This window comes from Alteromonas stellipolaris (assembly GCF_001562115.1).
GTDB lineage: Bacteria > Pseudomonadota > Gammaproteobacteria > Enterobacterales > Alteromonadaceae > Alteromonas > Alteromonas stellipolaris.
Map to the genome: position 1 here is coordinate 251,406 of NZ_CP013926.1, position 13,983 is coordinate 265,388.

Consider the following 13,983-nt stretch of genomic DNA (forward strand, 5'->3'; position numbering starts at 1 on the left):
ATTTACTGCTTTTCTTATAAGAAGTAAGCTAACTCGTCTAACGAATCTAGTGTCACGTGAGGGAGTACAGATGCTCTCTCACGGGGTAAATGCATTTCTCGATTGCATGCAAACCACGCTGACTGAAACCCTGCATTTATCGCCCCATACACATCTTTAATGATGTTATCGCCCACGTGCAGTATATGTTTGGGCGCTTCCCCTATAAAGCTTGCTGCTTCATCAAACATAGCCCGTGAAGGTTTCATAGGGCGGCTAGTGCTAGCATGTAAAATGGTATCAAAATAAGGCGTTATACCTATTTGGTCGGCATTTACATTGCCGTTAGTTATACCCACTAGTGTCATATTTTCACTTAAAATCGATAAGGTTTTATGCACATCATCAGCCAACTCAAACTCGCTTCTGGCATGGTAAAAACAGTCGAAACATGCTTGCACAGCAGCCTCTAATGTGTGGCTATCTTGGGTTGGAATATCGTGTATCAATGCCGCATTTAACACCGCTAGGCGAAGCTTTCCCATATCAGACGAATAAGCAGGATTGGCTGCAAGCGCGTCGCGCTTTAGTTGCTGCCAGTGAGAGGGGGGTAAGTCAGCCGCTTTAGGGTGATGCTGCTTTAAATGCGCATTTAAGGCCGCTTCTGCTTGGCGAATAATAGGTTCGTTATTATATAAGGTGTCATCAAGATCGAAGGTCATTGCCTTCACGGAATTAATGGCTCTGAAGAACTGCATAATAGTTAAAGGCCTATTTTCAATAGAGGATTATTTTTTGTGTGCTCTAGGGTGCGCGGCATCGTAAACTTTGGCTAAATGCTGAAAATCTAAATGGGTATACACTTGCGTGGTAGATAGATTGGCATGGCCTAATAATTCTTGTACCGCCCGTAAATCACCGCTCGACTCTAATACGTGCGTGGCGAAAGAATGGCGCAGTTTATGGGGGCTAACTTTCTGACTAAGGCTTTGCAATTCAGCCATTTGATTAAGTCGATTTGCCACTTGGCGATTTGAAATGCGGGTTTTACGCTTGCTAACAAAAATAGCGGGCTCGTAGGGTGAAGCATAAGCGGGACGCACTTTAAGCCAAGCATGTAGCGCCTTTTGCGCTTGTCGGCCTAGGGGCAAAATACGCTGTTTACTGCCCTTACCCGTCACTTTAATGGTGCCGTCTTTCGGGTAGTCACTTAAGTTCAAACCCGTTAGTTCGCTTAATCGAAGTCCGCAGCCATAGAGCAATTCAAACATGGCAACATCGCGGCAAATAATGCCTTCATCCGTATCGCCGCTGGCGCCTTGCTCATTTGACAACAACTGCTGCATTTCATCAACGCTAAGCTGTTTAGGTAATGGTTTGCCTTGCTTGGGCGCTTGAATACCTTCCACTGGGTTGCTAAAAAGCTGTTCGTTATCAATAAGGTATTGGCAAAAGGTACGCAAGGCAGACAGGCGCAATGCAATACTACGAGGTTTATGCCCGTCCATTTTTGCTGCGGCCATTACACGTTTTACATCAGAGGGCGTAATTCCTGACCATCCATAAAGCCCTAGAGTAATGGCAATACTGGTGAGTTGTCTGCGGTAGTTGCTAATGGTTAAGGGGGATAACCCTCGTTCAACTTGTAGGTGAAGCAGGAATTTTTCAAGCCACAGATGGCAGGGTTCGCTAAGCATAGTTTCCGTTGTCACGAAAACTAGTACCCCATCATCTCGGGCAATATAATATTAAGCACTTGCTGCAACTGTTGTAGCAACAAGGTATCCATATCAGGGGTGAAATGGCTTGCGTCACTACTGCTAATGCCCAAAATACCGATATCTTGGTTGTCGCCTAATAGCATTAGTGCAACAGATTCTGCGCTGCTATCACTAAATAATAACTGACGTTCGTGCTGCGATAATCGTCCAAAAAAGAAGTTCGACGTTTTAAAACGTTTTTCGGTAAATAGCCTGCGTTGTAATTCAGGTATGGCGTGGGGGCCTTTGAAGCTTTTTATCACCGCAGAAGATAACTGCAAGCGTTCTTGCAACACGTCTTCAAGGGTGAACTGAACTTCTGCCACACTTTCGCAACGCAGTAGTTGTACGTTTAGGTCGGTGTACACGCGGTAAATTTTTTCGTTTTGCTTGGCAATACTCACCAGTTGGGTAAGCTTATAATTCAACTGGCGAACTTTTTTGCGCAATTGCTCACTTTGAATTTCAACCAGCGAGACGCTGCCTTTATGCGAATGAGGAATTTTGAGTTTTTCGAGTAGTTCGGGATGTTGAGCAAAAAAATCAGGGTTTTCTAACAAAAAAGCGCGAACCTGCTCTGAGGAAACATCGCTGTCGCCTGAAAACACTTCTACTACCGACGATGCGCTAGCTTGTCCTGATAATTCACTCATAAATTTATATGTCCGTCGTACACATGGTCGGCGGGCCCTGTCATTTTTAATACATTATCTGGGCCTGGCCAACGGATCCGTAAACTGCCTCCGGGCAAATCTACCCGAACATCTTTGCTTAATTTACCTTGAATCTGACCGATTGCAACTGCTGCGCATGCACCGCTGCCACATGCCAAGGTTTCACCCGAGCCACGTTCAAATACGCGCAATCGAATGTGCGATTCATTAATAATTTGCATAAAGCCCACATTCACGCCTTCTGGAAAGCGTTCATTGCGTTCTACGAGTGGACCTATTTCTTTAACGGGAGCGGTATCTACATCTTCCACTTCCATGACGCAATGCGGGTTACCCATAGATACGGCACCGTAAAACAAGGTTTTATCGTTTACCCGTAATATATAGGTGTTTTCTTGCTTGTTCGCTTTAAGTGGAATTTTAGCCGGTTCGAATTCGGGCTTGCCCATATTCACGGTAACTTGGCCGTCTTTTTCCAAGTACAACACCATTTTTCCGGCTTTGGTGCTCACCACTATTTTATTGCGGTTAATTAAGCCTTTTTGCTTTACGAAACGCGCAAAGCAGCGCGCACCGTTACCACACTGTTCTACTTCCGAGCCATCAGCGTTAAAAATGCGATAGTGAAAATCTTGTTCAGGATCGTAAGGCGGTTCAACCATAAGCAATTGATCGAAACCTATACCGAAGTTTCGATTTGCTAACTGCTGTATTTTGTCTTTCGAGAAAAAGACGTTCTGGGTGACATTATCAATCACCATGAAGTCGTTCCCCAGACCGTGCATTTTTGAAAACTGAACCTGCATTAACCGCGCATCTTTATTATGAGTTTAACCCTAGTTTACGTAAGTTTGTGCTCACCTTTCCAGAGATCTTTTAGAATTTCTCTTTCACGCACCACAATTGTGGCATCACCATCTACCATAATCTCTGCTGGACGGCAGCGGCTATTGTAGTTCGATGCCATGGCAAAGCCATACGCACCGGCACTTCGCACTGCCAACAGGTCGGTTGGTTCAATAGCAAGTTCACGGTCTTTACCGATGAAATCACCGGTTTCACATACCGGGCCTACAACATCATAATTGCGTGCTGTGGCAGTACTTTCTTGTTTTACTGGAATGATATTTTGCCATGCAGAGTAAAGTGCAGGTCGAAGCAGGTCATTCATAGCGGCATCAACAATAGCGAAGCTTTTCTCTTCACCTTCTTTAATAAACTCAACCTCAGTAACCAAAATACCTGCGTTTGCGGCAATGGCTCGACCGGGCTCTAAAATGAGCTTAAGGTTCTCACGACCCACCATTTTTTCTGCCATGGCCGCAGCGTAAGCTTTCGGATGCGGTGGTTCTTCATCGTTATAAGTCACGCCTAAACCACCACCAACATCTAAATGATCAATGGTAATACCGCGCTCTGCTAATTCATCAATAAGCAGCAATAGACGCTCTAGTGCATCAACAAAAGGCCCAATTTCAGTCAATTGCGAACCAATGTGGCAGTCCATACCCACTACGTTCAAGTAAGGAAGTGATGCGGCAAGTTCATAGGTTTGCAGTGCACGTTCACGGGCAATACCAAACTTATTTGCTTTCAATCCTGTTGAAATGTAGGGATGCGTTTTTGCATCTACATCTGGGTTTATGCGAAGTGAAATGGGCGCTTTTTTGCCGAGCGATTCGGCTACCGCGTTAATACGATGCAATTCAGGCTCAGATTCTACGTTAAAGCACATAATGCCTTGTTCTAACGCGTAACGAATTTCGTCTGCTTTTTTACCTACACCCGAAAAGACCACTTTGCTGGCATCACCACCGGCTTCAATAACTCGGGCAAGTTCACCACCAGAAACAATGTCAAAACCAGAGCCAATTTTGGCTAATGTACTGAGTACACCTAGGTTTGAATTGGCTTTTACTGCATAACAAATAAGGTGAGGGTGCTCACCAATTGCATCATTAAAGGCATGCCAATGACGTTCTAACGTTGCCCGTGAGTAGACATAAACAGGGGTTTGGTACTGTGCAGCAATATCTGCAACGGCAACATCTTCAGCGAAAAGCTGGCCGTTTTTATAAGCGAAAAAATCCACTAGTGAGATTCTCCTGGTGTGGAGGCGGGTTGGCTTTGCGTGTTTGGTGAAGACGCTGTTTCGTCTGGCTTTTCAGTAGGCGTCGTTTGTTCTGGCGCTTGTGGAATATACAGCGCCCCTTTATAGCCACAACCACTGAGTAGAATGGCTGCGAATGTAACTAAAACCCACTTCTTAAGCACGAAAAATCCCGCGAATACGACAATAAATGCCGTTATCATCGCATTGCGTGATTAAAATGCAAGAGACAATAAGCGTTCTTGTGTTTTATCGCCGTAACGAACCTCTTTCCACAGTGAGTTACATAGGCTCTGGGTATCTTGCAAGTCACCTTTTTTCAGCCAATCAATTAATACATCAGGGTTGTCTGGGAACTGAATGGCCTCTATATCTACTGCTTCTAGCCACTCTTCAACAATGTCCGTATCCAGTTGAAATAGGGTGTGGCACAGGTCGAGCTTATTAAGTGTTAATACATTCGACAGCTGCTCAAATTGCCCATGAAGGGGTTTAATAAGTAGCTTCTTACCTAATTGTAGGGCTTCGCTAGAAAGTTCAAAACCACCGTTCGCAATAACGCCGTTACAATGCTGTAGTGCTCGCTGGAAATGTTGTTTCGACGTCGGGTTCCACTGAATGTGACCAGTGTCCTTAATTTCGCTAATATCTGGGTGGAAACACTGAAATTGTTGGTCGCTCAAAGGCTCTAGCATTTGCTGAACGTCGCTTACATCTTCAAATGGTAAGTAAACCAATACATGGCCCTTACCCGGCACTGATAAAGGTTTGTCTGCCACAAAAGGCGGAATAATTGGTTGATTAAAGTGAAACCAATGTACGCCTAACTGAAGGTCGGTGGGGGCGAACTTTTTCATTAGCAGCCTATCAATGATGGTGTCGCCAGATTTTGGCACATCATAAGAAAATGCGGCTTGGTGGCTAATTGAAATTGACGGAATATGCTGTCGCTTTGCTGCCCATGCTGTGACAGGCTCGAAGTCGTTAACGAGAAGATCGTATCCGCTTGCATCAAAACGTTTCACGTCTTTTAGAAATTGACTGATGTTGGCTTCTTTAATAGTTTGCCAACGGTCTACGCGGCCACTTTTAGTAATAAAGCTTAAGCCTGTGAAGGTGCGATAGTCGCCAAATACATCCATATCGAAATATTTATCTGGTTCACGACCTGTGAAAACAAAATCTACTTCAACATCTGAACGCTTAGCTAGCGCTGCTGCCATAATTCGTGCACGAGCAATGTGCCCGTTTCCGGTGCCTTGCACGCCATACAATAATTTCATGTTACCCCAGGATGGAAATACTCAACGATGCGATAGTGATACCAAGTAACATACCTGCAACTACATCTGATGGGTAGTGCACGCCTAGCAAGACGCGAGACAGGCCGATTAGGGCTGCCCAACTGTATGCCAGTACCGCGAATGGTGGATAGTAATGCGCTACAATACTTGCCATTAAGCAGGCAGCAGCAGTATGCCCAGAGGGCAGAGAGAATTTATCGGATGGCGTAACGTGTGCTGTTAAATCCAATAGAAAATCACAAGGGCGCGGGCGCTTGAACATTTTCTTAAGCAGCACATAGATAGGTAACTCCAGCGCGTATGCCATCAGCGCCGTATAGAGGAAAAGTTCGCCGTGTTCCGGTTCAAAAGCCCATAGTAAGGCGCCAATAACCAAGTAAAGGTATCCATCTCCGGTTTTTGACAACCAGATGATACTGCGACAATCTCGTTTTACGGTAAGACTGTATAAGCGATAGAACAAATTTGTATCGTATTTGGTCAAGGATTTAAGAAGCATTAGCCTTGCCCCCTTTCGATTGATTATTGAACAATTTAAAAGCATTCTGTGACCAACCAGTGACAGAAAAAAGAAACCTTTATGACAGATTAAGCGGTGCGTTGGTCACGCTGTACTGCACGTATTAACTTCTATTTGGTGCAGTGCGGTAGCGAGTTGGTCTTTTGTAAAAAAGTAAGCAAGTTACGTGCTAAGTAGGTGGAAATGTCTTCACTAATAAAAGTGGCAGTCTATTTAGTGGAAAGGTTGTTGCTGTTTCCCTGAAACTTCATAAATCAGGCGTTTTCAACTATCAAATTAATGCTATGCTAGAACAAGGTAAATAACCTACTACTCTCAATTAAAGTAAGGTAGAGCAATGGATTACAACACTTCTGAATTGTGCGATTTATTTGCAGACAGCGTCGACGTAGTTGACCCTATCTTCGCAAGCTTTGGCGGCCGTTATTCTTTTGGTGGCGAAATCACCACGATTAAGTGTTTCGAAGACCGTGGTCTTATCGACCGTGTATTGGCTCAACCTGGTGCAGGTAAAGTTCTGCTGATTGATGGTGGTGGTTCTACGCGTCGTGCCTTATTCGATGCAGCGCTTGCTCAAGTGGCAATAGACAACGACTGGGAAGGCATCGTGTGTTACGGCAGTGTACGTGAAGTAGATAACTTAGCCGAGCTAGATATTGGCGTGTTAGCGGTAGCGGCGATTCCCGTTAACGCGGAAAGCGAAAGCATTGGCGATGTTGATGTACCGGTAAACTTTGGTGGCGTAACCTTCTTACCTGAAGATCACCTTTATGCTGATAGCACAGGCGTTATTCTTTCTCCAGAACCCCTTGATATTGACTAAAGGTTTTATAGTAGCGGCTCACGCATACGGTAAATTAAAGCTTACTAAGCTAAACCTATAGCGAATTCATGTGGTTCGGGTAACAAAAAGCGGAGGCAGCTGAATAGAGTGCCTCCGCTTTTTTGTGCCTAAAATTTGCTGGTTTGCGATTAGGGCTTACTTATCAAAAGTTTCGTTCAAGTACATAGCAAGTCGAATACCTGCCATTTGTAAGCGCTGCTTCGCGGTAGGGAGGTGCTGATATAAGTAGTCGTAACTCATGTTGTTGGCATCTTCAGGGTAAATTTTGTCACGGATGTTGGTGCTCTCTTCAATCCACACCAAAGGGTCTGTAGTTGCCCAACTACGAATGTCGCTCGGTGTGATATGTTGTGTAAGCCACGTTGTCCATTCTGTATAAGAAAGACTACGTTGCTCTAGCATTTGAGAGTCCCACACTCGATGTAAGTTAGAGTTCTGCCAAAAGAAATTTACTTTTACATCGTTACCACCGCGATCGCTACCATCACCCGCATGTAGTGGTTGGTGCAAATCACCAATGATGTGCACAACAAAACGTAGCGCTAAGCGTTTTTCTTCAATAGTGGCCGAGTCGCTTTTTAGCGTCTCTGTATAGGCTTCTAGTGCGGTAACGGCGTCGCCTTGTCTAGGCGCACCAACTTCAGCATAGTCTTTCCCTTGAGGTACTGTTACGTAGTGCCAATGGGTAGACATCTTTTGCCAAAAATCGCTTGGGTCTGAGCGCATTTCATCCGCATAAGTTGACGCTTCAGCTAACGAACCGTGTGGCAGTAGTTCTGCCACTGCCGCTTGAGACAATGGGCTTAAATATTGCTGTGCAATAGCACCGGTAATCCGATGGCCTGTTTGGCCCCAGCCAAATGCCGGAGACGCCATCAGTAATGTAATAAGTGAGCTAAGCGCAACGGCGAAAGTCCTGTTTCTCAACGCTGTCATTAATATTCCTCTGTACTAGTTATAAGTAGGTGGTTTTAAGTGGATAGTTAGTTTTTAGGAGTATGTTTAGCGGTCTCGTAACCCCAGCGTGCCACTAAAGATTGTTCAACGCCAAGATGATCAAGAATACGGGCCACAACAAAGTCGACCAAATCTTCGATGGTCTTAGGGTTATGATAAAAGCCAGGCGCCGCAGGCATTATTGTCGCCCCCATTTGTGACAGTTTAAGCATATTTTCCAAATGGATAGAGGAAAGGGGCATTTCTCGTGGCACCAGAATGAGCTGGCCTCTTTCTTTTAATACTACATCGGCAGCTCGCTCAATTAAGTTGTCACTGGCGCCGATAGCAATAGATGAAAGGGTACCCGTAGAGCAGGGGCACACCACCATCTTAGACGGTGCTGCTGAGCCTGAGGCGACAGGCGAAAACCATTCTTCTTTTCCAAATACTTGCACTTGGCCAGGCTTGCCGCCGCAGTGCTCAATGAAAAATGCACTAGCGTCTTCAGGCCTAGCGGGAATTTTTATGTTTTCTTCTGTAGCCATAACCACTTTGGCGGCAGAAGAGATAAGCACATACACTTGGTAGTCAGCTTTTACTAACGACGTTAACAGTGAGAGTGCGTATGGGGTACCTGAAGCACCCGTAATAGCTAGGGTGATTTGCTTATCATGTTTCATTTTTCTACCTCGATTGACGGGGTAAGTACGCTTAAAACACGGCTATGGATGCCTTCAAAACCACCATTACTCATAATAAGAATATGATCGCCTGGGCGCACTTCGCTTTGCAATACTTTTACAATCTTTTCAACATCATTGAATACTGTGGTTGGCGCTGGACTATTCGCTGCGGCTTCCTTCAAAGACCAGTCTAGACCTTGCGGTTCATAGACATAAACCGCATCAGCGGCCTGCCAAGAGTGGGCAAGAGTATTTTTATGTACCCCCATTTTCATGGTGTTAGAACGAGGCTCTAGCACAGCAAGAATGCGGTCGTTACCTACTTTCTTGCGAAGTCCGTCAATGGTGGTGGCAATGGCGGTGGGGTGATGAGCGAAGTCATCATAAACCGTCACGGGTTTACCTTCAGCCGCCAATGTCACTGCGCCCTTTATTTCCATGCGGCGCTTAACATTTTTAAAACTTGATAGCGCGGCAATAGCATCATTGAGGGTAACACCAGCATGATGAGCCGCCGCAATAGCCATAAGTGCGTTATCCACATTATGCTGGCCAAGCAGTTCCCACTGCACTTCACCTACAAGGTCGTTGTTAAATAACACGTTAAACTGGCTGCCATCTTTATTGATAAGTTCTGCCGACCATTCTTTGCCTAGAGATTGGCGTTGTGTCCAGCAACCCTTTTTAAGGGTTTCCTCAATAGCAGGTGTGTGATTGGGCGTAAGAATAAGACCGTTTTCTGGCACCATACGCACAAGGTGGTGAAACTGGGTTTGAATGGCTGCTAAATCGGCAAAGATGTCAGCATGGTCAAACTCTAAGTTATTAATCACAAGCGTTTTAGGGCGGTAATGCACAAACTTAGAGCGCTTGTCGAAAAAGGCACTGTCATACTCATCGGCTTCAATAACAAAAAACGGGCTTTCTCCAATGCGGGCAGACACACCAAAGTTTTCAGGCACACCACCAATAAGGTAGCCGGGATTCAATTCGCTGTACTCTAAAATCCACGCCACCATACTGCTGGTGGTGGTTTTGCCGTGGGTGCCCGATACGCCAATTACCCATCTATCTTTTAATAAGTTATCAAGTAACCACTGTGGGCCACTGGTATATGGCAAGTTTCTATTTAACACATACTCAACTGCTGAGTTCCCGCGAGACATGGCATTACCAATAATAACGATGTCAGGAATTGGCTCAAACTGGTTTGTATCGAAGCCTTCGGTAAGTTCGATGCCAAGGGCTTCAAGTTGGGTACTCATGGGCGGATAGACATTGGTATCTGAGCCTGTGACCTTATGGCCCAAGGCTTTCGCAATGGCTGCGATGCCACCCATAAAGCTACCGCAAATACCTAAAATATGTACATGCATAGCGAATTCTCATTTTTTACTGCATTGAATACTGGCTACTTTATCAGAACCATTGCAGGTTAAATAATGCATTTTCACTCATATTGCCTGCTTTCACTGGTATGTTGTGTAGATTGGCAGCGCCTGCCTTATTCCACTTCGGTGCATTCACGGTTACAATCAATTTAACAAGCATATAAAGCAGTGCTTGTTGGTAGTGCAAGAGAAAGCCGGTAAGGAAAGCTGCGCGCCTTGTATTGTCATACCCTACACACTAAAAAAAGGCTTAACTAAGATGAAACGTTTAAATTCCCAGTTGCAAGAAGATGGTGCCCCGCTAGAGCTCATATTGCTTATAAGAACCTTGTTGGCGAGCTGCAAAGAAATTTCATTCCGGGTGAGTCAAGGTGCGCTTGCTGGCGTATTGGGTTCTACTTTGTCAGAAAACGTACAAGGTGAAACACAAAAGAAGTTAGATGTTATCTCTAATCATATTATTAAAGATACGCTTCGCGAATCTGGCTATGTAAAAGCCATCTCATCAGAAGAGGAAGATGATGTAGTACCTTGTCATCCTGATGGGAAATACCTTGTTAGTTTCGATCCGTTGGACGGCTCTTCAAACACAGAAATTAATAGCTTAATTGGTACTATCTTTTCTATTACCCATGCACCTCAGTGGATGGAGCCAGATGATCCATCAGCGTTTCTTCAGCCGGGGACACAAATTGTTGCAGCAGGCTACGTACTTTATGGACCTTCTACTATGCTTGCTCTTAGTACTGGGCGTGGCACACATATTTATACCTTAGATAAAACTCACGGTGGTTTCCTTCTTACTCACCCTAATATTCAAGTGCCAGAGCAAACCACTGAGTACTCTATTAATGCATCGAACCAGCGTCATTGGGAACCTGCGATGCAAGAATACATTGCCGACTTGATAGCGGGTAAAGATGGCCCTCGTGAGAAAAATTTCAACATGCGCTGGGTAGCAGCCATGGTGGGCGATATTCATCGGTTGTTATGCCGCGGCGGTATTTTCATGTACCCATACGATAAACGTGACCCCTCTAAGCCGGGTAAATTGCGTTTACTTTATGAAGCAAATCCTATGGCATTTTTGATGGAGCAAGCCGGTGGTAAAGCGGAAACTGGTACAGGGCGTATACTTGAAGTAATGCCTGAAGAAATACATCAACGTGTGCCATGTATTATTGGTTCTAAAGAAGAAGTTGAAACCTGTTTAAGCTATTACGGTAAAAGTGAATAGAAAAATCGCTAAATAAAGGCGGTTTTGCGTGTGATTAGCGCTAAACCGTTTTTATTTTGCCGCCGTCACCGTATACTTAGCGCCAAATTTTTTAAAACATCATTGAAAGGACCTTAGAATGAGCTTGAATGATATTCCTGCGGGCAAGAACTTGCCTGAAGAAGTGAATGTAGTTATCGAAATTCCAGCACACGCTGACCCGGTAAAATACGAAGTAGACAAAGACTCAGGCGCTATGTTTGTTGACCGTTTCATGGCAACTTGCATGCATTACCCAACTAACTACGGTTACGTGCCTAACACCTTGTCTGAAGACGGTGACCCAGTTGACGTATTGGTAATGACACCATTTCCATTGCTAGCGGGTTCGGTAATTCGTTGTCGCCCAATTGGTGTTTTGAACATGACTGATGAGTCTGGTAAAGATGCTAAAGTATTGGCAGTGCCAATCGACAAGCTTTCTACTATTTACCGTAAAGTACAAGAAACTGAAGACGCACCTGAGTTGCTACTACAGCAAATCGAGCATTTCTTCTCTCATTATAAAGATCTTGAACCTGGTAAGTGGGTTAAGATTGACGGCTGGGCTGGTTCAGCTGCAGCGAAAGAAGAAATTGTCGCAAGCGTTAAGCGTTTCGAAGCAGAATAATTCACGCTGCTTACAAGACATGCTAAAAAGGGTCGGTGCTGGTAAGTACCGGCCCTTTTTATTTTAATAGCTACCCTTTTTTATTTAAGTGAGTGTTATGTTGAAAGTCATGGGAAAGGCATTGGTTTTAGCCTTGGTGATATTGCTTCCGTCGTTCTCAGCGTATAGCGACGAAGAACCTATAGAAGTGTATTGGGAAGATTTGGTACCAGAAGGGTTTAATGAACTTGCGCCTCCCGCCGTTCAGCACAACGGAGAAATGTCACAGTTGCAGCCTGATGCGCCAGTGGTCGATACATTCGATGGTAAGCGGGTCAAAATTCCTGGCTTTGTGGTGCCCCTTGAAGGCACGCCTGAGCTCACGACCGAATTTTTGCTAGTGCCTTACTTTGGCGCTTGTATTCATGTGCCGCCGCCTGCGTCGAACCAAATTGTGTACGTGACGTTTGAAGAAGGTATTCCTCTTGATAATATATACGACGCGATTTGGGTAACTGGCGAGCTTACCACTGAAGGCTGGAAAGGCGATATCGCATCGGTAGGCTATCGACTTAAAGGTATCGAGGTAAGTGCTTTTTAGGGTAATGCTGGCTTCGCTTAAGCCAAGATAAGCTCCACTTAGCTAGGGAGCTCATAATCAAAAAGAGTGGCCTAGCCTTGTGGTGTATAGATTTGTTCTGCACGATTGAACAATAGCCACGAAGTAAGAATGTACTTGTCGTTGCTTCTAGGTATTTGCCCACGGTGAGTATGGGTAAAATAAGCAGGGGCAATGACCATTCTGCCTGCCTTAGGCTTTACGGCTTTATCTTGATAATAAAATTCCGTTTCCCCACCATCTTCCACATCATTTAAGTAAAACATAAACAGTAATACTCGATGCAAAGCTTCATTGTGAGGCGCTTGCGGATACACTTCCGAATGCCAGTAAGGGTAGCCGCCATTACCTGCGGTGTAGCGCTGTGCGTTAATGTCGCCAATACGAAAAAGATAGTTGACCAAATTATGAAGGTTAGGTTTGCCTATTTCTTCAAAGTTTTCACCGGTAAGCTTAACCGGTTCTCCCGTTTTGGGATGGCGAACGGTTAGGCCAATAGGACCAACTAGTGCGTAATAGTATTTCTCTATATACTTCACCAATTGCTCGCCTGTTAGCTGCATCACCTGCTTAAATAAGTCTGCAAACTCAGGCTGCTGAGAGATAGACACATCAACACTACGCTTCTTATCTAAATCGACACCGCCGCCAGTTTTACCTTGAGTTAGGTTTGGGCTTTTCTCGAAACGCGCGATAAGTTGAGTACACAATTCGGGTGACAGAACGTCATCAATAACTTCAATTAAATCAGTCATTAGGTAGCGCCTTAAAGTGTGCTTGTAACGTAGCCTTTATATCGTCAGGAATGGGGGCTGAGCGCTGCTGCTTATAGTCGAAATGTACCATAGTCGTTATCCCCGTTGAGCACAGGTTACCGTCTTGCCAAAGTTCTTGGTACACATCAAACGCACTGTTCCCTAAACGACTGATAAATGTTTTTACGGTAACGGTTTTGCCGTAAAAAATTTGCGCAAGAAAATCAACTTTGTAGCTTGCTAAAATAAGCGGCCAGTTCTGTAAATCCATCGTTGGCGTGAACATTCTGAAGATAGGGTCCCGAGCAGCTTCAAACCAGCTGACTAACGCGGTGTTGCTCACATGTTGCAGGGCATCGGTCTCACAAAACCTTACTTCGAATGACATTTCCATAGGGATGGTTTCAGATGGAGTTACTGCTGACATATCGCCTCTAATTTTATTGTGATGTGTCTTCACTTTATCACGCTACATTGGGTTTTTCAGTAATCTGGCTCAATCTGACAGGCCATTGGAAACGAAATTAAGATGAAAAGTGA

General features: G+C 44.8%; 17 protein-coding genes. 4 read left to right on the forward strand and 13 right to left on the reverse strand.

Annotated elements, in window-relative coordinates; all coding sequences use genetic code 11:
* Positions 1–14: 14 nt before the first annotated feature.
* The 8 genes from AVL57_RS01035 to AVL57_RS01070 are packed head-to-tail and all read right to left on the reverse strand — an operon-like array spanning position 15 to position 6,326.
* Positions 15–737, reverse strand: coding sequence for an HAD-IA family hydrolase (locus AVL57_RS01035; RefSeq protein WP_057794712.1), 723 nt, complete (start codon positions 735–737; stop codon positions 15–17).
* Between the two features lie 30 nt (positions 738–767).
* Complete coding sequence (locus AVL57_RS01040) at positions 768–1,676, reverse strand: tyrosine recombinase XerC (RefSeq protein WP_057794710.1); 909 nt, start codon at positions 1,674–1,676, stop codon at positions 768–770.
* A gap of 20 nt (positions 1,677–1,696) precedes the next feature.
* Positions 1,697–2,392, reverse strand: a complete 696-nt coding sequence (locus AVL57_RS01045; RefSeq protein WP_057794708.1) for a DUF484 family protein — start codon at positions 2,390–2,392, stop codon at positions 1,697–1,699.
* Positions 2,389–3,219, reverse strand: a complete 831-nt coding sequence (gene dapF / locus AVL57_RS01050) for a diaminopimelate epimerase (RefSeq protein WP_013785917.1) — start codon at positions 3,217–3,219, stop codon at positions 2,389–2,391. The genes AVL57_RS01045 and dapF overlap by 4 nt, the downstream gene beginning before the upstream one ends.
* Positions 3,220–3,254: 35 nt before the next feature.
* Entirely contained in the window at positions 3,255–4,505 is a 1,251-nt protein-coding gene (gene lysA, locus AVL57_RS01055) for a diaminopimelate decarboxylase (protein ID WP_013785916.1), read from the reverse strand.
* The gene (lptM, locus tag AVL57_RS01060) at positions 4,505–4,726 is read right to left on the reverse strand and encodes an LPS translocon maturation chaperone LptM (RefSeq protein WP_057794706.1); all 222 of its coding nucleotides are present in this window, start codon (positions 4,724–4,726) and stop codon (positions 4,505–4,507) included. Before lptM ends, lysA begins: the two co-directional genes overlap by 1 nt.
* A gap of 12 nt (positions 4,727–4,738) precedes the next feature.
* Positions 4,739–5,806 (reverse strand): MJ1255/VC2487 family glycosyltransferase, encoded by a 1,068-nt coding sequence (locus AVL57_RS01065; RefSeq protein ID WP_057794704.1) that lies wholly within the window; start codon positions 5,804–5,806, stop codon positions 4,739–4,741.
* Position 5,807: 1 nt separating this feature from the next.
* Positions 5,808–6,326, reverse strand: coding sequence for a phosphatase PAP2 family protein (locus tag AVL57_RS01070; protein WP_057794702.1), 519 nt, complete (start codon positions 6,324–6,326; stop codon positions 5,808–5,810).
* Between the two features lie 358 nt (positions 6,327–6,684).
* On the opposite strand from AVL57_RS01070, the gene rraA reads away from it, so the two are divergent.
* Positions 6,685–7,170: a ribonuclease E activity regulator RraA gene (gene rraA, locus AVL57_RS01075; RefSeq protein WP_057794700.1), complete on the forward strand. Its 486-nt coding sequence runs from the start codon at positions 6,685–6,687 to the stop codon at positions 7,168–7,170.
* A 156-nt stretch (positions 7,171–7,326) separates the two neighbouring features.
* Here the strand turns inward: rraA and AVL57_RS01080 are convergent, their stop codons facing one another.
* Genes AVL57_RS01080 through mpl form a run of 3 tightly spaced genes read right to left on the reverse strand, consistent with a single transcriptional unit; the run spans position 7,327 to position 10,189 of the window.
* Positions 7,327–8,127 (reverse strand): S1/P1 nuclease, encoded by an 801-nt coding sequence (locus tag AVL57_RS01080; protein ID WP_057794698.1) that lies wholly within the window; start codon positions 8,125–8,127, stop codon positions 7,327–7,329.
* 47 nt (positions 8,128–8,174) lie between these two features.
* Complete coding sequence (locus tag AVL57_RS01085) at positions 8,175–8,810, reverse strand: flavin prenyltransferase UbiX (RefSeq protein ID WP_057794696.1); 636 nt, start codon at positions 8,808–8,810, stop codon at positions 8,175–8,177.
* Complete coding sequence (gene mpl, locus AVL57_RS01090) at positions 8,807–10,189, reverse strand: UDP-N-acetylmuramate:L-alanyl-gamma-D-glutamyl-meso-diaminopimelate ligase (protein WP_061996859.1); 1,383 nt, start codon at positions 10,187–10,189, stop codon at positions 8,807–8,809. Before mpl ends, AVL57_RS01085 begins: the two co-directional genes overlap by 4 nt.
* 274 nt (positions 10,190–10,463) lie before the next feature.
* On the opposite strand from mpl, the gene AVL57_RS01095 reads away from it, so the two are divergent.
* The 3 genes from AVL57_RS01095 (at position 10,464) to AVL57_RS01105 (ending at position 12,670) form a co-directional block, all read left to right on the forward strand.
* Positions 10,464–11,441, forward strand: coding sequence for a class 1 fructose-bisphosphatase (locus AVL57_RS01095; protein ID WP_057796453.1), 978 nt, complete (start codon positions 10,464–10,466; stop codon positions 11,439–11,441).
* 118 nt (positions 11,442–11,559) lie between these two features.
* A complete protein-coding gene (gene ppa / locus AVL57_RS01100) occupies positions 11,560–12,090 on the forward strand; it encodes an inorganic diphosphatase (protein WP_013785907.1) in 531 nt (176 codons plus the stop codon).
* Between the two features lie 97 nt (positions 12,091–12,187).
* Positions 12,188–12,670, forward strand: coding sequence for a DUF3299 domain-containing protein (locus AVL57_RS01105; protein WP_082604991.1), 483 nt, complete (start codon positions 12,188–12,190; stop codon positions 12,668–12,670).
* A 71-nt stretch (positions 12,671–12,741) separates the two neighbouring features.
* Here the strand turns inward: AVL57_RS01105 and AVL57_RS01110 are convergent, their stop codons facing one another.
* Together AVL57_RS01110 and AVL57_RS01115 are read right to left on the reverse strand one after the other, a co-directional pair.
* Positions 12,742–13,443 carry a 2OG-Fe(II) oxygenase gene (locus AVL57_RS01110; RefSeq protein WP_057794692.1) on the reverse strand — a complete coding sequence of 234 codons (702 nt, stop codon included), beginning with the start codon at positions 13,441–13,443 and terminating at the stop codon, positions 12,742–12,744.
* Complete coding sequence (locus AVL57_RS01115) at positions 13,436–13,870, reverse strand: acyl-CoA thioesterase (RefSeq protein WP_082604990.1); 435 nt, start codon at positions 13,868–13,870, stop codon at positions 13,436–13,438. The genes AVL57_RS01110 and AVL57_RS01115 overlap by 8 nt, the downstream gene beginning before the upstream one ends.
* Positions 13,871–13,983: the final 113 nt, after the last annotated feature.